Source organism: Streptacidiphilus jeojiense (genome assembly GCF_000719095.1).
GTDB classification, from domain to species: Bacteria; Actinomycetota; Actinomycetes; order Streptomycetales; family Streptomycetaceae; genus Streptacidiphilus; species Streptacidiphilus jeojiensis.
Genome location: NZ_JOEH01000013.1, coordinates 145,081 through 161,198, shown reverse-complemented (window position 1 = coordinate 161,198; position 16,118 = coordinate 145,081). Strand labels below are relative to the sequence as shown.

Here is a 16,118-nt window from a genome sequence, read left to right as displayed (position 1 = left end):
GTGCCTCTCCTCAGTGGCGGCGGTAGACGGGGGCGCGGTGCTCGGCGAAGGCCCGGGGGCCCTCCTTGGCGTCCTCGGTGGCGAAGATCGGCCAGCCGATCTCCAGTTCCCGGGCCAGTCCGGCCTCCTCGCCGAGGTCCGCGGTCTCGTAGACCGAGCGCTTGACGGCCTCGACGGCCAGCGGCGCCGCCTCGTTGACGGCCTCGGCCAGCTCCAGGGCGCGCTTGAGCGCGGTGCCGTCCGGGACGACGCTGCCGACCAGCCCGATGTCACGGGCCTCGGCCGCGGTGTAGCGGCGTCCGGTGAGCAGCATCTCCAGCGCATGGGTGCGTGGGATCTGGTGCTGCAGCCGGACCGTGGAACCGCCGATCGGGAACAGGCCGCGGCGCACCTCGAATAGGCCGAAGGTCGCCGACTCGGCGGCCACCCGGATGTCGGTGGCCTGCAGGATCTCGGTCCCGCCGGCCACGCAGACGCCCTCGACGGCGGCGATCACCGGCTTGCGCGGGCGGTAGTGCCGCAGCATCGCCTTCCAGTGCAGGTCCGGGTCGGCCTTGAGGCGGGCCCGGTACGGGTCGTCGTCATCGCCGAACCCGCCGCGCGCCAGGGCCTTGAGGTCCATGCCCGCGCAGAACGCGCCCCCCGCGCCGGTCAGCACGACCGAGCGGATCCCGTCGTCGGCGTCGGCCTCCAGCCAGGCGTCGTGCAGTCCGACCAGCATCGGGATCGAGAGCGCGTTCTTGGCCTCGGGCCGGTTCAGGGTGAGCACCAGGGTGGCCCCGTGCCGCTCCGTGCTGAGGTGTTCAGTGCCGGTCATGCCGGTGCCCTCCGCTTGTGATGCATCACTTTTGACACACCGTCAGATCTAGAACAGGTTGCAGTCTTTGTCCAGGGGCCGCAAGAGGTACGGGCAAGGGCGTCACCGCTCTGGAGTTCTCCACCTGCGGCTCCTACTCTCCGCGCATGGAATTCAACCTGGCCGATCTGTTCGAGCAAGCGGTTGACCACTTCCCCGGGCGCGAGGCGATCACCTGCGCCCGCGCCGACGGGCCGGGGGTGCAGCGGCGCACCTTCGCCGAACTCGACGAGCGCGCCAACCGCCTGGCCCACCACCTCCAGGAGTCGGGGGTCGGCCCCGGCGACCGGGTCGGCGTCTATGCGCTGAACCGGGCCGAGTGGGTGGAGTCGCTGCTCGCGATCTGCAAGATCCGGGCCGTCTGCGTCAACGTCAACTACCGCTACGTCGCCGACGAGCTGAGCTATCTGCTGGCCATGGCCGAGCCGGTGGCGATGATCTTCCACGAGCGGTTCGCGCCCCAGGTGGCCGCGGTGCTCCCGGGTCTGCCGAACCTGCGCCATCTGCTGCTGATCGACGACGGGGACGGGGACGGCCGCGCCGAGGCGCTGCCGACGGTCTCGTTCGAGAAGGCGATGGCCTCAGGCTCCCCCGAGCGCGACTTCGCCCCGCGCTCCGGCGACGACCACTACCTGCTGTTCACCGGGGGGACCACCGGTCTGCCCAAGGGCGTGGTCTGGCGCCAGGAGGACGTCTTCTTCGCCCTGGGCGGCGGCATCGACGTCACCAACGGCCACCGGATGGCGACGCCGGAGGAGATCGTCACCACCGCCTACGACAACCAGCTCACCTTCTTCCCGATCGCCCCGCTGATGCACGGCGCCACCCAGTGGGGCCTGATGCAGCAGCTGTTCCGCGGCAACCGGGCGGTCCTGCTGGACCGTTTCGACCCGGCCCGGGTCTGGCAGCTGACCGAGTCGGAGAAGATCAACCTCGTCATGATCACCGGCGACGCGATGGGCCGCCCGCTGATCGAGACCCTGGACGCGGCGGACGCCGGCTACGACCTCGGCTCCATGTTCGGCCTGGTCAGCAGCGCGGCCCTGTTCTCCGCCCCGGTGAAGCAGCGCTTCCTGGACCGCTTCCCCAACCTCTATCTGAGCGACGCCATCGGCTCCTCGGAGGGCGGCGCCGGAGGCATCAGCCAGTACCGGGGCGGCTCCGGCGACCAGGCCGGTGTCACCACCACCGCGATCCGCGACTCCGAGGTGCTGGACGACGACCTGAACCCGCTGCCCGCCGGGGTGGTCGGCCGGCTGGCCCGCCGCGGCAACGTCCCGCTCCGCTACCTCGGCGACCCGGTGAAGAGCGCCGAGGTGTTCCGCACCGCGCCCGACGGGACCCGCTACGCGGTCCCCGGCGACTGGGCGGTGCGCGAGGAGGACGGCCGGATCACCCTGCTGGGACGCGGCTCGTCCTGCATCAACTCGGGCGGGGAGAAGATCTTCCCGGAGGAGGTCGAGTCGGTGATCAAGGGCCATCCCGCCGTGTACGACACCGTGGTGGTCGGCGCCGCGGACGAGCGCTGGGGCGAGACCGTGGTCGCCCTGGTCCAACCCCGGCCGGGCACCGAGGAGCTGACGCTCCAGCAGCTCCAGGACCACTGCCGGGCCCATCTGGCCGGCTACAAGGTCCCGCGCAGGCTGCACCTGGTCCCCGAGGTGCAGCGCACCCCGACCGGCAAGCCGGACATGCGCTGGGCGCAGGGCCTGGTGGCGCCCTGACGTCATCCGCGGACCGCAGCCGGCTTGTCGCGCAGTTCCCCGCCCCCCTGGCCAGGTGCAACCTCCGCGCAGCGGGTCAGTCGGTGCGCTCGGTCACGGCCCCGCGGTCACATTCATGGCGAAGAAGCCGAACCCGAATCCGCCGGCCGCGAAGGCCAACCCGGCCACCGTGAAGATCGTGCTGACGACCAGCCCGATCACCAGACCGACCATGGCACCGGCACCACCCGAGCCGACGACAGCGGCCTTCTCCGGGTTCTCCGGGAGGTAGCGAACCGTGACGAAGTCCCCGGCCACCATCATCCGCGGCGCACCCATCGGCTCGAACCGGACCGCCTGTCCCTCCCGGGTGGTGAAGCCCAGGATCACATGCCGGGTGCTGCTGCCCTCCGAGTCCCTGGTGACATAGGTGTCCAGGCAGCGAGCCTCGGCCGGTATCCCGTAGGTGAGAGCCCGCTGCTGCGTGACCGCACGCCTGACGAGGCTCACCCCAGCGCGATCCCGACCAGCGCGAACAGCAGCCCGAAGAATCCGAACGCAAGCCCGAAGGCTCCCACTCCATCGCCCATGACGTCCCCCGTTTCCACGCCCACCGCCTGTCGGCGGCCGATCTGTGAGCAGAAGGATGTCCTACCGCTCCCGGCGGTTCCACATCGGCCCCGCATCGCCCCCGCTCGGACGCCTCGGGAAATTCGCTGGCCTCCCGGCGACCGACCCGCCTAGCGTGAGCAGGTCACCACTTGTTTAAGGACGATCCCATGACCCAGCTCGCCGCTCTCGCCCCGCTCGCCTCCGCCCTGTCGGATCCCGCCCGGCTGCGGCTGCACGCCCGGCTGGTCCTGGCCGGTTCGGCCGGGCTGGACCCCGAGGCGCTGCGCGCCGAGGACCCGGCGACGGCCAAGCAGCTCGGGCGCCTGCTGCAGGCCGGGCTGGCCGAGCTGAGCGAGGACGGGACCAGGGCCGTGGCCCGCGCGGACGCCTTCGGCGAAGCGCTGCGCCCGGCACCTGCGGCCACGGCCGCCGACGATGCCGACGAGGCGACGGCGCAGCTGTTCAAGGACGGACGGCTCACGACCATGCCGACCCGCCCGGCCCGACGTCAGGCGCTGCTGGAGTACCTCACCCGCCGCGTCTTCGAACCCGGCGTCGGCTACGGCGAGCCCGAGGTGAACATCGCCCTCCGGCAGTACTGGGACGACCCCTCCGCGCTCCGCCGCTACCTCGTCGACGCCGGGCTGCTGACCCGCAGTACCGACGGCCGCAGCTACCGCGTGGCGGCGGACTCCGCCGCGGCCTGACAGCCGCGCGCCGGGGCCCGACCGCCGGAGCCCGACCGCCGCGCGGTGGCCGTCCGCTCACACCTGCCGCGTCCTCCCCTCCCAGTACGGGTCCCGCAGCCGGCGCTTGTAGAGCTTGCCGTTGGGGTCGCGGGGCAGCTCCGCCACGAAGTCCACCGACTTGGGCCGCTTGTAGGCGGCGAGTTGGCGTTCGCAGTGGGCGAGGATGTCCGCGGCCAGGTCGGGGCCGGCCGTGAAGCCGTGGGCGGGTTCGATGACGGCCTTGACCTCCTCGCCCCAGTCGTCGTGGGGGATGCCGAAGGCGGCGGCGTCCGCGACGGCCGGGTGGGCGAGCAGGGCCGACTCGATCTCGGCGGGGTAGATGTTGACCCCGCCCGAGATGATCATGTCGATCTTGCGGTCGCGCAGGTAGAGGTAGCCGTCGGCGTCCAGCAGTCCCAGGTCCCCGACGGTGAAGAAGTCGCCGACCCGGTTCTTCCGGGTCTTGCCCTCGTCCTTGTGGTAGCTGAAGCCGCCGGTGCTCATCTTCATGTAGACGGTGCCCAGCTCCCCCGCCGGCACCGGCTTGCCGTCGTCGTCCAGGACCACGACCTCGCTGATCGGCCAGGGCCTGCCCACCGTCCCGGGCCGCTCCAGCCAGTCCCGGGCGGTGGCGAAGGTGCCGCCGCCCTCGCTGGCGGCGTAGTACTCCTCCACGCTCTCGCCCCACCACTCGATCATGGCCCGCTTGACGTGGTCCGGGCAGGGGGCCGCGCCGTGGATGGCGTGGCGCATGGAGGAGACGTCGTAGCGGGCCCGGGTCTCCGCGGGCAGGGCCAGCAGGCGGTGGAACTGGGTGGGCACCATATGGGTGTGGGTGACCCGGTGACGGTCGATCAGCCGCAGCATCTCCTCGGGCGTCCAACGGTCCATCAGCACCACCGTGTGGCCGATGTGCAGCGACGCGGCGGCGAACTGGAGCACGGCCGTGTGGTAGAGCGGCGAGCAGACCAGGTGCACGTTTCCGCCGCCCGGACGGATGCCGAAGATGCCGAGGAAGCCGCCGAGCGCGGTCTGCTCCGGCGGGCGTCCCGGCAGCGGGCGGCGGATGCCGCGCGGGCGTCCGGTCGTGCCCGAGGTGTAGTTCATCACCCAGCCCGCGGTCCGGTCCTCCGGCTCGTCCGCCGACTGCCCCTCCAGCAGGTCCGGGTACGGGCGGAAGCCGGGCAGCTCGCCCACCGCGTAGCGGCGCTCCTTGGGCAGCCCGGCCTCGTCGGCGGCGGCCGTGGCGGCCTCGGCGAAGCGCTCGTGGGCGATCAGCACCTTGGCGCCGCTGTCGGAGACGATCCAGGCGATCTCCGGGCCGACCAGGTGGTGGTTGACCGGGACCAGGTAGAAGCCGGCCTGGGTGGCGGCGAGGTGGGCGGTGAACAGCTCGATGCCGTTGGGCAGCACCACCGCGAAGGCGTCGCCGGCGCCGAGGCCGGCCTCGCGCAGTCCGTGGACCAGCCGGTTGGCGGCGGCGAGCAGCCGTCCCGCGGTCCACTCCTCGCCGTCGGGGGCGACCATCACCACCCGGTCCGGATCGGCGGCGGCCTGGGCCCAGAAGCCCACGGGGGACGATGAGGGAGTGCTCATGCTCCCGCCTCCCCGCTCGACCCGTTCCCCGCGATGTTCCCCGCGATGCGGTCCAGCCTGGCCACGGCCTGCTCGAAGCCGCGGGTGAGTTCGTCCATCACTGCCGCCACCGGCCGCTCCTCGGTCATCTGGCCCACGATCTGGCCCACCGGCGTGCCGATGAGCTCCGGCGTCTCGTATCCCTGGATCCGGCTGAGCGCATCGGCGACCAGCAGTCCCTGCAGCGGCATCGGCAGCGTCCCCGGACTCTCCGGACCGTCCCAGGCCTCGGTCCACTCGGTGCGCAGCTGGCGGGCCGGCTTGCCGGTCAGCGAGCGGGAGCGGACGGTGTCGCCGGAGCCGGCCGCCAGCAGCTTGGCCCGCAGCACCGGCGAGCGCAGCTCGGACTCGGCGACGGTGAGCCAGACCGAGCCGAGCCAGACTCCCTGCGCGCCCAGGGCGAGCCCGGCGGCCGCCTGCGCGCCGGTGCCGATGCCGCCGGCGGCGAGCACCGGCAGCGGGGCGACGGCCGCGGCGATCTCCGGGACCAGCACCATGGTGCCGATCTCACCGGTGTGCCCGCCGGCCTCGTGTCCCTGGGCGACGACGATGTCGATCCCCGCCTCGGCGTGGTGCCGGGCGTGCCGGGCGCTGCCGGCGAGTGCCGCGACCAGCACGCCCGCCGCATGGGCCTGGGCGATGACGTCCTCCGGAGGATGGCCGAGCGCGCTGGCGAGCAGCTTGATCGGGTGCTCCAGGGCCACGTCAACGTGGGAGCGGGCGACCTCCTCCATCCAGCCGGTGATCCGCCAGCCGGCCCGCTCCCCCTCCGCGAGCTCGGGGACGCCGTAGCGGGCCAGGGTCTCCCGGACGAAGGCGCGGTGCCCCTCGGGGATCATCGCCTCGACGTCGGCGACGGTGACGTTCTCGACCTTCTTCGCCGGCATGACCACGTCCACGCCGTACGGCAGTCCGCCGACGTGGGCGTCCATCCAGTCGAGGTCCTTGGCCAGTTCCTCCGCCTCGCCGTAGCGGACCGCGCCGAGGACGCCGAGGCCCCCGGCCCTGGTGATGGCCGCCGCGACCGCGGGGAAGGGCGTGAAGCCGAAGATGGCGTGCTCGATTCCGAGCCGTTCGCTGAGTTCCGTCCTCATGGGGGCAGCATGGCGCAGCGGTTCGCAGACTGGAAGAGATTATCTGACGCTCTGTCAGTTAATCCGGGAGCTCCGCGGATCGTCCCAGCGCCGGGTCAGCTCCACCACGGCGGGGTGCTCGCGGACCACCCGGGCCAGCGAGACCGGAATGGGCCCCATCTCCTCCGCCCACCAGGGCATCACCGGCCGCCGGGCCAGCGAGGGGGCCAGCCGGCGCAGCACCTCGTCCGCGTCCGCGGGCCGCTGCTCCGGATCCTTGGCGAGCAGGTCCAGGACCACCGCCTGCAGGCTCTCCGGGATCTCGTGACGCAGCTCGCGCGGCGGCCTGGGCGGGGTGTCGCGGTGGTCGAGCAGGATCACCAGCGGATCGCCGACCGCGAACGGCGGTGCGCCGACCAGCAGTTCGTAGAGCACGCAGCCGAAGGAGTAGAGGTCGCTGCGGTGGTCGACATCGGATCCCTCGATCTGCTCGGGCGACATGTAGTACGGCGTGCCGACCGGGAAGGCTCCGCCGCCGAGCCTGGCGGTCAGCCCGGCCTGTCCGGAGCCCAGCCGGGCGATGCCGAAGTCGCAGATCTTCACGGTGCCGTCGGCGCAGCGGACCAGGTTGCCGGGCTTGAGGTCGCGGTGGATCACGTCGCGGGCGTGGGTGTAGGCGAGGGCCGCGGAGATCTGCCGGGCGATCGACACCACCTCGTCGATCGGCAGCTGCCGCCCCGGCGCCTCGTCCAGCACCGCGCCAAGGTCGCTGCCGTCCAGCAGCTCCATCACCAGGTAGGGCACGCCCTCGTCCTGCCCGAAGTCGTGCACCACGGTGATCCCGGGGTGCTGCAGCCCGGCTGCGAGCCGCGCCTCCCTGCGGAAGCGCTCCTGGAGCAGCTCGGCCTGGCGCGGATTGCGGTGCGGTTCCTCGGCGCGCAGGCACTTGATCGCGACGTTGCGGCCCAACGCCTCGTCCTCGCCGCGCCAGACCTCACCCATCCCTCCGCGCCCGAGCAGGCCGATAAGGCGGTAGCGGCCCTGGATCAGGGTTCCTTCCTTCACCGCGCTCCCGCCCTCGACGTCCATCAGTCCACGCAGTCCACACCCTAACTCCGCAGGCAGTATGGACCCAGGGGATGACGGAACCGCGGCGGGGGTCCGGGACGGGACCCCCGCCGCGGTCGGGCGGTGCACAGGTACGACGGCAGGTTCGGCGCCGGGCCTCAGCTGTTGGCGAGTTCCTCCTCGCTCAGCACCATCGCCGCGCTCTCCCCGTCCCGGTCCAGCGAGCGGGCCAGCACCAGGTAGGCCAGGGCGGACACGGCGAGTCCGACCACCCAGGCGATGTCGGTCCCGGCGAGGTGCTCGGCGACCGGTCCGGTGTAGTGCCAGCCGCCGAGGTCGGGGAGGACCATGAAGGGGATCTCGGCGGCGAAGCCGATCGCGTAGGCGGTCAGCCCGCGCCAGGCCCAGGCGCCGTAGATGCCGGCCGGGTTGAACAGGTCGGCGATGGCGTAGTGGCCGCGGCGGACCACGAAGAAGTCCACCAGGTTGGTCGCCGTCCACGGCACCAGCAGATAGAGCATCAGGGTCAGCGCGGTGAAGACCGTGGACACCGCGTTCGCCGAGATGAGCGTGCCGACCAGGTACCAGGCCGCGGCCAGGCCGAGGATGGTGACCACCCGGGCCTTGCGGGTCGGCTTGATCGGACGGAAGGAGTCGATCCCGGTCAGCACGGTCAGCATGCCGCCGTAGGCGTTCATCCCCATGGTGGCGATCAGGCTCAGCGCGGAGAGCACCGCGGCGGCCGCGCCCAGTCCAGGGATGAAGTGGTCCCCGGCCTCGCGGAGCCCGACCAGCCCGTCGCTGGCCCCGAGCCTGATGGCCAGCCAGGCGCCCAGCGCGATCAGCCAGACCGCGGAGCCCGAGGCGCCGAAGAAGACGGACAGGATCAGCGAGCGGGCGGAGGTGGTCCGCGGCAGGTAGCGGGAGTAGTCCGAGACGTAGGGCGCGTAGGTGATGTTGTAGGCGGCCGCCGCGGAGAACTGGGCGAAGAAGGCGGCCCAGGTGAAGGCCAGGTGGGCGCTGGGCGCGTGGCCGCCGGCGTGCCCGGTCAGCACCCCCGCCGTGACCAGCAGCATCAGCGGCAGCGAGAGGTACAGCAGCCAGCGGAAGGCCAGGTGCACCCAGTCGTGGCCGTAGACCGCGAGCAGGACCGCCAGCACCGCGGTGGCCGCGGCCACCCAGCCGGGGCTCCAGCCGAAGACGCCGTCCAGCCCCTGGGAGAGCAGCACCTGGTCGGCGACGTTGAAGCCCAGGTAGGTGAAGAGGGTGCCGACCAGCACCAGGACGACGCCGCGGTAGCCGAACTGGGCCCGCGACTGGATCATCTGCGGCAGCCCCAGGGCCGGCCCTTGCGAGGCGTGGAAGGCCATGAACAGCGTGCCCACGGCGACGCCGAGCACCCCGGCCAGGATGGTCTGCCCGAGCGGCAGCCCGAGCGAGGGGCCGATGAAGCCCAGGGCGATGGTGAAGTACTGGAAGTTGCCCAGGAACCAGAGCGGGGCCTGGTGCCAGACCCGGCCGTGCCGCTCGGCGTCCGGGACCCAGTCGATGGACCGGACCTCGACGCCGAGTGCGGCGCCGGGTCTGCTCCCCGGCTCGGTCAGTGTGCTCGTTGCTGCTTCCGCCATGGTCGGCGCCTCCTGTAGGTCAACACGGGGATGTGCTGCGTACGGCCTCAGGCCGCTGCGGAGAGGTGCTCGTGCACGGCGAGCCAGCGGCCGGCCCGGAGGTGGAAGACGATGGTCTCCCGCTCGTGCACGCGTTCCTCGCCCGCGTGGGTGGCGATGAGGGTCTCGACGTGGTGGCTGAAGACCGCCGTGTCGCCGAGGACCTGGACCAGCGGCCGGGTGGAGGCGCAGGCCAGTACGTGGAAGCCGTCCTGCTCGACCCAGCTGCGCCACAGTTCGCGGTACTCGGCGGCCGAGGTCAGCCGCTGCGGCGTGGTGGGGAAGAGGAAGGTGGCTCCGGGGGTGAAGGAGTCGAAGTAGTCGTCGAGGCGGTTCCCGGCGAAGGCGGCCACCAGGGCGTCGGCCGCGGCCTGAACCTCGGCGGCGGCCCGCAGCTCGGCGGCGGCCTGTACCTCCGCGGCGGCCCGCGGCTCCGCGGTCATGCCTTGCCGCCCAGGGCCATCAGGCTCACCAGGTCGTAGGCGACGTGGGCCGCCGCCACCGAGGTGATCTCGGCGTGGTCGTAGGCCGGGGCGACCTCGACCACGTCCGCGCCGACCAGGTTGGTGCCGGCCAGGCCGCGCAGGATCTCCAGCAGCTCGCGGCTGGTCATCCCGCCGGCCTCGGGGGTGCCGGTGCCCGGGGCGTGGGCCGGGTCCAGCACGTCGATGTCGACGGAGACGTAGAGCGGCCGGTCGCCGATCCGCTGCCGCAGCGCGTCCACGGTCTCGTCCACGCCGCGGCGCATCACGTCCGCCGAGGTGACGATGCCGAAGCCGAGGCGGCGGTCGTCCTCCAGGTCGCGCTTGCCGTAGAGCGGGCCCCGGGTGCCGACGTGGCTGAGCGCCTCGGTGTCCAGGATCCCCTCCTCCACCGCGCGGCGGAACGGCGTGCCGTGGGTGTACTCGGCGCCGAAGTAGGTGTCCCAGGTGTCCAGGTGCGCGTCGAAGTGCAGCAGCGCCACCGGGCCGTGCCGACGGGCCGCGCTGCGCAGCAGCGGCAGCGCGATGGTGTGGTCGCCGCCGATGGTGACCAGCCGGGAGCCGGCGTCCTGCAGCTCCCCGGCGGCGTGCTCGATGGTCTCGACCGCCTCGCCGATGCTGAACGGGTTGCAGGCGATGTCGCCGGCGTCGGCCACCTGCTGGCTGGCGAACGGCGACACGTCCAGGCCCGGGTGGTAGGGACGCAGCAGCCGGCTGCCCTCCCGGACCGCGCTGGGGCCGAACCGGGCGCCCGGCCGGTAGGAGACCCCGCTGTCGAACGGCACCCCCACCACCGCGACGTCGCAGTGGTCGACCTGGTCGAGCCGCGGCAGCCGGGCGAAGGTGGCGGGACCGGCGAAGCGCGGGACGCGCGAGGCGTCGACGGGTCCAAGGGGGTGGAGGGGGTGGTCGGTCATGGGGCCGGCCTCCGTTCCGGTTCGGGGTGGCCCTCAGTGTGTGGTGGCTGGAATGCGACGAGCAATTGGCGCTGGCATGAAGTAGTAGGGTCGTCCTTGTGGCTGACCACAAACTGACCGTCGAGGACCTGCTCTCCTTCCCCGCGCTGCAGCTGCGGGTACTGGCCGGCGCGGCCGGGCTGCGGCGGTCGGTCTCCTGGGCCCATGTGAGCGACATCGAGGACCCCACGCCCTGGCTGCTGGGGGCCGAGGTGATCATGACCACCGGACTGGCCGTCCCGCGGCCCGCCGCACGTCAGCGGGCCTATCTGGAGCGCCTGGACGACGCCGGGGTGTCCGCGCTGGCGCTCTCCGCGCAGCTGCACGTACCGCCGCTGCACCGCGCCTTCCTCGACGCGGCGGAGGAGCGCGGCTTCCCGGTGCTGGAGGTGCCGCTCGCGGTCCCCTTCATCGCCGTGGCGCAGGAGGTCGCCGCCGCCGTGCAGGAGGGCGCCGGGCAGCGGCTGGGGGCGCAGCTGCAGGTGTTCGGGGCACTGCGCTGGCTGGCGACCGAGCGGCTGGAGACGGCCGAGCTGTTCCGCCGGCTGGAGCAGCTCTCCGGCTACCAGGTGTTCCTCTGCACCCCGCAGGGCCGTCCGCTGCTGCCCGGCGTGCCGGTGCCCGACCCCGAGGTGCTGCCCGACTCGGTGGACGCCCCGCCGACCATCCCCGGCGGCTTCGCGCTGCCGGTGCTCGCGCCCGGCGGCACGGCGGGCTTCCTGGTCGCCTTCGAGCGCAAGGGGGCCCGCCCGGCCGGCCTCGCCGTGGTCCAGCACATCGCCACGGTGGCCGCCCTGCAGCTGGCGATGGTCCGTCAGGAACGGGAGACGCTGCGCCGCGAGGGCGCCGAGACGCTGGCCGAACTGCTCCAGGACGTGCTGGACCCGGCCTCGGCCCGACGGCGGCTGCAGCGGCTGTCGCTGGACGGCGAGGACACCGTCCTGCTGGTGGTCCGTTCGGCCGACTCGGTCCGCGAGGACGACCTGCTGCGGGCCCTGGACGAGCTGCCGTACCTGCTGCTCAACCGGGGCGAGGAGCGCTATCTGCTGGGCTCCGCCGCGCTGGGGGCGGCGGTGGCCGGGATCCCGGGCGTCTCCGCGGGCATGAGCCGGCCCTTCCCGCCCGGGGAGTCGCTGCGGGTGGCCGAGCGGGAGGCGCTGTGGGCGGTGTCCAAGGCCGTCGAGTCGGGTCGCCCGCTGGTCCGCTACGGCAACGACACCACCGGACGCTGGCTGCCGGACGACCCGGCGGTGCTGAACGCCCTGGTCGAGCACGTCCTGGGCGAGGTGCTGCGCTACGACGCCGCGCACGCGGGCCAACTGCTGATCTCAGTGCGCACCTGGATGGAGCGCGACCGGCGCACCGACGCCGCGGCCGAGGCCCTGCACGTCCACCCCAACACACTGGCCTACCGGCTGCGCCGCTTCGGTGCCCTGACCGGACGTGACCTGGGTTCCACCGAGGCCTTCGCCGAGGTCTGGCTGGCCATCAGAGCCGCCGGCCAGCTGGGGCTGACGGACTGACGGACCGTCGCATGCGCTGCGGGGGTCAGTAGTGGATGGCTCCCCTGGTGCCACCGCCCACCGCGATGGCGTCCCCGTTGATCGCCACGCTCAGCGGCGAGCACAGAAAGGCGACGGTGTCGGCCACCTCGGCGGCGGTGACCAGGCGGCCGATGCTCACCGACGACTCCAGGCGCCGGACGATCTCCGCCTGCTCGACACCGGCCGCCGCGGCCATCGCGGCGAACTTCGCCGGACTGGCCTCGGTGATCGTCGTACCGGGGTGAACCACCGTCACATTGACGCCGTGCGGGCCCAGTTCGTCGGCCAGGTTCTTGGTCATGGCCGCCACCGCGACATTGCGGACCGAGCCGACCAGGTTCCCGGCCTGCCGCGCGTTGAGCCCGCTGACATTGACGATGCGGCCCCACCCCTGCGCCACCATCAGCGGCGCCGCGGCCCGCGCGCAGCGCAGATAGCCCAGCACCTTGGTCTCCACCTCCCGGCGCAGACCGTCGTCCTCCAGGTCCGCCAGCGCCGGCGGGGCGCCCGCCGCACTGGCCGGCGTCGCCGCCGCGTTGACCAGGATGTCCACCCCGCCGAACGCCTGCTGCGCATGCCGCACCAGCTCCCGCACCGATGCGTCGTCGGTGGTGTCGGTGACCACCGGCAGCACCCGGCCGCCGCCCTCCGACGCGAGCCGTTCGACCGCCTGGTCCAGCGCCTCCTTGCCTCTGGCGGCCAGCACCACGTCCGCGCCCTCGGCGGCCAGCGCCCGGGCCACGGCGAACCCGATGCCCCGGCTCGCGCCGGTCACCACGGCGCGCTTCCCGGCGAGTTGCAGATCCATGAGGACGGCCTTCCTAGCGCAGGATGCGGAGCATGGTGGTGCGCAGGGCTTCGCGCAGCTGTTCGTCGGTCAGATCGACCAGGTCCGGCAGGTGGTCGGCGATGGCGAAGGCCGCGGCGAAGGAGATCCGCTCGGCGGGGGTGGGCTGTTCGCCGTAGATCAGGGCGAGGGCGCGCCGGGCCAGCTGCGTGGTCTGCTCGTCCTTGTCGTGCCGCTTGGCGGCCGGGTCGCTGGAGGCCATCACCGCGTAGCTGCGGTTCTGCACCAGGAAGTCGACGACACCGGTCACCACGTGCTCGATCCGGGCGCGCCGCCCCCGCAGCGAGTCGGCCTCGTCCAGCAGCGCGGCGATGCGCTGGACCCCGGGCTTCATGACCGCGTGCAGCATGTCGCTCTTGGCCCGGAAGTGGTAGTAGACCGCGGCCTTCGTCAGCGCCATCTCGTCGGCGATCATCTGGATCGAGGTGGCGTCGTAGCCGTGCTCGGCGAACAGCCGCTGTGCGGTCTCCAGGATCTGCTGCCGGGTCCGCTCGGCCTGCAGCGCCCGGTTGGACATTCCCCTGACAGGCGTCGCCATCGATGTGCTCCTCGTCGTCTGCGGACCACCTCGCATCTTATCAAGACAGCCCGGAAAACCGGCTAGCCGATCGGCCGGTCAACCACCTGACGGCCGTCAAGTCATTCGCTTGACGCTCGGCAAGTGAGCGGCGTAGCGTCAGCGACGGACTGCGAGACCCGCACCGAGCAGTGGAGACCCGACCATGTCGACCTATTTGCACCGCCTCGCCCATTTCTCCTTCCGGCGCCGATGGCTGGTGCTGGGGGTGTGGCTGGCGGCCGCGATCGCGGCGATCGTGATCGCCCAGGCCAGCGGCGGAAAGACCAACGACGCCTTCACCATCCCGGGCACCGAGGCGCAGAACGCCTCCAACGTGCTGTCCGCCAAGCTGCCTGCGTTCAGCGGCGGCCAGAGCACCATCGTGTTCGCGACCGCCGACGGCAGGCTCACCGACCCGGCCGAGAAGGCCGCGGTCAAGACGGCGATGACGAAGCTCAAGGCCGTGCCCCAGGTCTCCAACGCCGTCGACCCCTACCTGGGGCACCTGGTCTCGGCCAACGGCAGGGTGGCGCTCGGACAGGTGCAGTGGTCCGTGCAGGCCACCGACGTCAAGGACGCCAACCTCGACGCCGTCAAGGCGGCGATGCGGCCGGTGCAGGCCGACGGCATCCAGGTCGAGTACAACGGCAGCGTCTATCCCGGCTGGCAGCAGAAGGTCTCCGAGACGCCCGAACTGGTCGGCCTGGTCATCGCCTTCTTCATCCTGATGATCACCTTCGGATCCTTCGCGGCCGCGGGCATGCCCATCCTGGGCGCGATCATCGGCGTCATCACCACCCTGATGGGCATCACCGCCGTCGCCTCGGTCATCACCATCGCCTCGGCGTCGACCACGGTGGCGCTGATGCTCGGCCTGTCCTGCGGCATCGACTACGGCCTGTTCATCCTGTCCCGGCACCGGGCCAACCTGCTGAACGGGATGACACCGGAGGAGTCGGTGCCGCTGGCCATGGGCACCGCCGGCAGTTCCGTGGTCTTCGCCGGACTCACCGTGATCATCGCGCTGAGCGGGCTGAGCGTGGTCGGCATCCCGTTCCTGACCGCGATGGGCCTGTCCGCCGCCGCCTCGGTGGCCATCGCGCTGCTGATCGCGCTGACCCTGCTGCCCGCCGTGCTGGGCTTCGCCGGGACCAGGGTCGCCAGGTTCACCCGGATCCCGCGGTTCGGCGCCCGCGCCGCCCGGGTGGCCCGCCGCGCCGCCGTCGACCCGGACACCACGGCCGGCGCCGGCTGGGCGCGTTTCGTGGTCCGGCACCGGGTGCTGGTGGTCGTCGGCGGGGTCGCCCTGCTCGGAGTCCTCGCGCTCCCCGCGGCCAAGATCCAGTTGGGCCTGCCCAGCGGCGCCTCGCAGGCGGCCGACAGCACCCAGCGCAAGGCCTACGACCTGACCACCGAGGGCTTCGGGGCCGGCTTCAACGGCGCGCTGCTGGTGGTGGCCCAGGACGTGGGCAGCCCCGCGGACACCCAGCAGATCGCGGCCACGCTCGCCAGGATGCCCGACGTCGCCCAGGTGACCCCGCTGGCGGCGCAGAACCGCACCTCGCTGATCCGGCTGGTGCCCGGGTCCGGCCCGAACGACGCGGCCACCGCGCACCTGGTGCACACCCTGCGCGACGACCGGGCCGCCATCGAGGGCAGCACCGGCACGCACATCCTGGTCGGCGGCACCACCGCCTCCAACATCGACGTCTCGTCAAAACTCTCCGGCGCCCTGCCGATCTTCCTGATCGTGGTGGTGGGCCTGGCCTTCGTCCTGCTGACCTTCGCGTTCCGCACCGTGCTGGTGCCGCTCAAGTCGATCCTCGGCTTCCTGCTCTCCATGGCCGCGGCGCTCGGCGCACAGGTCGCCACCTTCCAGTGGGGCTGGGGCAGGCAGCTGTTCGGCATCACCCCGTCCGAGACGATCAGCTTCCTGCCGATCATCATGCTGGCGATCGTCTTCGGACTGTCCAGCGACTACGAGGTGTTCGTCGTGTCGCGGATCAAGGAGGAGTTCAGCAGGCACGGCGACGCCCGCCACGCGGTCCAGCGCGGCACGGCGCTCTCCGCACGGGTCGTCACCGCGGCGGCGCTGATCATGTTCTCCATCTTCGTCGCCTTCATGGCCACCAAGGACCCCACCATCAAGGCGGTCGGCTTCAGCTTCGCCGTCGGCGTCTTCCTGGACGCCTTCGTGGTGCGGCTCACCCTGGTCCCCGCGGTCATGGCGATCGTCGGATCGAGGGTCTGGTACCACCCGCGGTGGTTCGCCCGCCACGTCCCCGACCCGGACATCGAGGGACAGCGGCTGGAACACCGGCTCGCCGACACCGAAACCGGCGCCGGCAGCACCGCCCACGCGCTGACCACCGAACGGACCTGACCCGC

The 16,118-nt window shown here is 72.3% G+C and carries 14 protein-coding genes; 4 read left to right on the top strand and 10 right to left on the bottom strand.

Annotation, left to right across the window (positions count from 1 at the left end; all coding sequences use genetic code 11):
- Positions 1-10: 10 nt before the first annotated feature.
- Complete coding sequence (locus tag IF29_RS0119025) at positions 11-817, bottom strand: crotonase/enoyl-CoA hydratase family protein (RefSeq protein ID WP_030256216.1); 807 nt, start codon at positions 815-817, stop codon at positions 11-13.
- Positions 818-963: 146 nt separating this feature from the next.
- Between IF29_RS0119025 and IF29_RS0119020 the strand changes: the two genes are divergently transcribed.
- On the top strand, positions 964-2,580 hold the full coding sequence (locus IF29_RS0119020; protein WP_030256213.1) for an acyl-CoA synthetase: 1,617 nt from the start codon (positions 964-966) through the stop codon (positions 2,578-2,580).
- Between the two features lie 93 nt (positions 2,581-2,673).
- Here the strand turns inward: IF29_RS0119020 and IF29_RS43700 are convergent, their stop codons facing one another.
- Positions 2,674-3,069 carry a DUF3592 domain-containing protein gene (locus tag IF29_RS43700; protein ID WP_051725500.1) on the bottom strand — a complete coding sequence of 132 codons (396 nt, stop codon included), beginning with the start codon at positions 3,067-3,069 and terminating at the stop codon, positions 2,674-2,676.
- Between the two features lie 269 nt (positions 3,070-3,338).
- Here IF29_RS43700 and IF29_RS47715 point away from each other — a divergent pair, with 269 nt between their 5' ends.
- Positions 3,339-3,878 carry a DUF2087 domain-containing protein gene (locus IF29_RS47715; RefSeq protein ID WP_037595754.1) on the top strand — a complete coding sequence of 180 codons (540 nt, stop codon included), beginning with the start codon at positions 3,339-3,341 and terminating at the stop codon, positions 3,876-3,878.
- A 57-nt stretch (positions 3,879-3,935) separates the two neighbouring features.
- Here the strand turns inward: IF29_RS47715 and IF29_RS0119000 are convergent, their stop codons facing one another.
- The 6 genes from IF29_RS0119000 to speB all read right to left on the bottom strand — a co-directional run bounded on the left by IF29_RS0119000 (position 3,936) and on the right by speB (position 10,741).
- Entirely contained in the window at positions 3,936-5,495 is a 1,560-nt protein-coding gene (locus IF29_RS0119000) for an acyl-CoA synthetase (RefSeq protein ID WP_030256206.1), read from the bottom strand.
- A complete protein-coding gene (locus IF29_RS0118995) occupies positions 5,492-6,628 on the bottom strand; it encodes a nitronate monooxygenase (RefSeq protein WP_030256203.1) in 1,137 nt (378 codons plus the stop codon). The genes IF29_RS0119000 and IF29_RS0118995 overlap by 4 nt, the downstream gene beginning before the upstream one ends.
- A 54-nt stretch (positions 6,629-6,682) precedes the next feature.
- Complete coding sequence (locus IF29_RS44440) at positions 6,683-7,696, bottom strand: serine/threonine-protein kinase (RefSeq protein ID WP_063757535.1); 1,014 nt, start codon at positions 7,694-7,696, stop codon at positions 6,683-6,685.
- A gap of 137 nt (positions 7,697-7,833) precedes the next feature.
- The gene (locus IF29_RS0118985) at positions 7,834-9,303 is read right to left on the bottom strand and encodes a purine-cytosine permease family protein (protein ID WP_063757534.1); all 1,470 of its coding nucleotides are present in this window, start codon (positions 9,301-9,303) and stop codon (positions 7,834-7,836) included.
- A gap of 47 nt (positions 9,304-9,350) precedes the next feature.
- On the bottom strand, positions 9,351-9,785 hold the full coding sequence (locus tag IF29_RS0118980) for a nuclear transport factor 2 family protein (RefSeq protein WP_084714530.1): 435 nt from the start codon (positions 9,783-9,785) through the stop codon (positions 9,351-9,353).
- Complete coding sequence (gene speB, locus IF29_RS0118975; RefSeq protein ID WP_030256193.1) at positions 9,782-10,741, bottom strand: agmatinase; 960 nt, start codon at positions 10,739-10,741, stop codon at positions 9,782-9,784. The genes IF29_RS0118980 and speB overlap by 4 nt, the downstream gene beginning before the upstream one ends.
- Positions 10,742-10,839: 98 nt before the next feature.
- On the opposite strand from speB, the gene IF29_RS0118970 reads away from it, so the two are divergent.
- The gene (locus tag IF29_RS0118970; protein ID WP_030256192.1) at positions 10,840-12,303 is read left to right on the top strand and encodes a PucR family transcriptional regulator; all 1,464 of its coding nucleotides are present in this window, start codon (positions 10,840-10,842) and stop codon (positions 12,301-12,303) included.
- A gap of 25 nt (positions 12,304-12,328) precedes the next feature.
- On the opposite strand, the gene IF29_RS0118965 is transcribed toward IF29_RS0118970, so the two are convergent.
- A complete protein-coding gene (locus tag IF29_RS0118965; protein ID WP_030256190.1) occupies positions 12,329-13,132 on the bottom strand; it encodes an SDR family NAD(P)-dependent oxidoreductase in 804 nt (267 codons plus the stop codon).
- A 13-nt stretch (positions 13,133-13,145) separates the two neighbouring features.
- Positions 13,146-13,709, bottom strand: coding sequence for a TetR/AcrR family transcriptional regulator (locus IF29_RS0118960; RefSeq protein WP_198037498.1), 564 nt, complete (start codon positions 13,707-13,709; stop codon positions 13,146-13,148).
- Positions 13,710-13,893: 184 nt separating this feature from the next.
- Between IF29_RS0118960 and IF29_RS0118955 the strand changes: the two genes are divergently transcribed.
- Positions 13,894-16,113, top strand: coding sequence for an MMPL family transporter (locus IF29_RS0118955; protein ID WP_030256187.1), 2,220 nt, complete (start codon positions 13,894-13,896; stop codon positions 16,111-16,113).
- Positions 16,114-16,118 lie beyond the last annotated feature (5 nt).

Excerpts from the sequence above, each read along its gene's own strand:
- IF29_RS0119025 (WP_030256216.1), bottom strand. The coding sequence starts at position 817 with ATGACCGGCACTGAACACCTCAGCACGGAGCGGCACGGGGCCACCCTG.
- IF29_RS0119020 (WP_030256213.1), top strand. The coding sequence starts at position 964 with ATGGAATTCAACCTGGCCGATCTGTTCGAGCAAGCGGTTGACCACTTC.
- IF29_RS47715 (WP_037595754.1), top strand. The coding sequence starts at position 3,339 with ATGACCCAGCTCGCCGCTCTCGCCCCGCTCGCCTCCGCCCTGTCGGAT.
- IF29_RS0119000 (WP_030256206.1), bottom strand. The coding sequence starts at position 5,495 with ATGAGCACTCCCTCATCGTCCCCCGTGGGCTTCTGGGCCCAGGCCGCC.
- IF29_RS0118995 (WP_030256203.1), bottom strand. The coding sequence starts at position 6,628 with ATGAGGACGGAACTCAGCGAACGGCTCGGAATCGAGCACGCCATCTTC.
- IF29_RS44440 (WP_063757535.1), bottom strand. The coding sequence starts at position 7,696 with ATGGACGTCGAGGGCGGGAGCGCGGTGAAGGAAGGAACCCTGATCCAG.
- IF29_RS0118985 (WP_063757534.1), bottom strand. The coding sequence starts at position 9,303 with ATGGCGGAAGCAGCAACGAGCACACTGACCGAGCCGGGGAGCAGACCC.
- IF29_RS0118980 (WP_084714530.1), bottom strand. The coding sequence starts at position 9,785 with ATGACCGCGGAGCCGCGGGCCGCCGCGGAGGTACAGGCCGCCGCCGAG.
- speB (WP_030256193.1), bottom strand. The coding sequence starts at position 10,741 with ATGACCGACCACCCCCTCCACCCCCTTGGACCCGTCGACGCCTCGCGC.
- IF29_RS0118965 (WP_030256190.1), bottom strand. The coding sequence starts at position 13,132 with ATGGATCTGCAACTCGCCGGGAAGCGCGCCGTGGTGACCGGCGCGAGC.
- IF29_RS0118960 (WP_198037498.1), bottom strand. The coding sequence starts at position 13,709 with ATGGCGACGCCTGTCAGGGGAATGTCCAACCGGGCGCTGCAGGCCGAG.
- IF29_RS0118955 (WP_030256187.1), top strand. The coding sequence starts at position 13,894 with ATGTCGACCTATTTGCACCGCCTCGCCCATTTCTCCTTCCGGCGCCGA.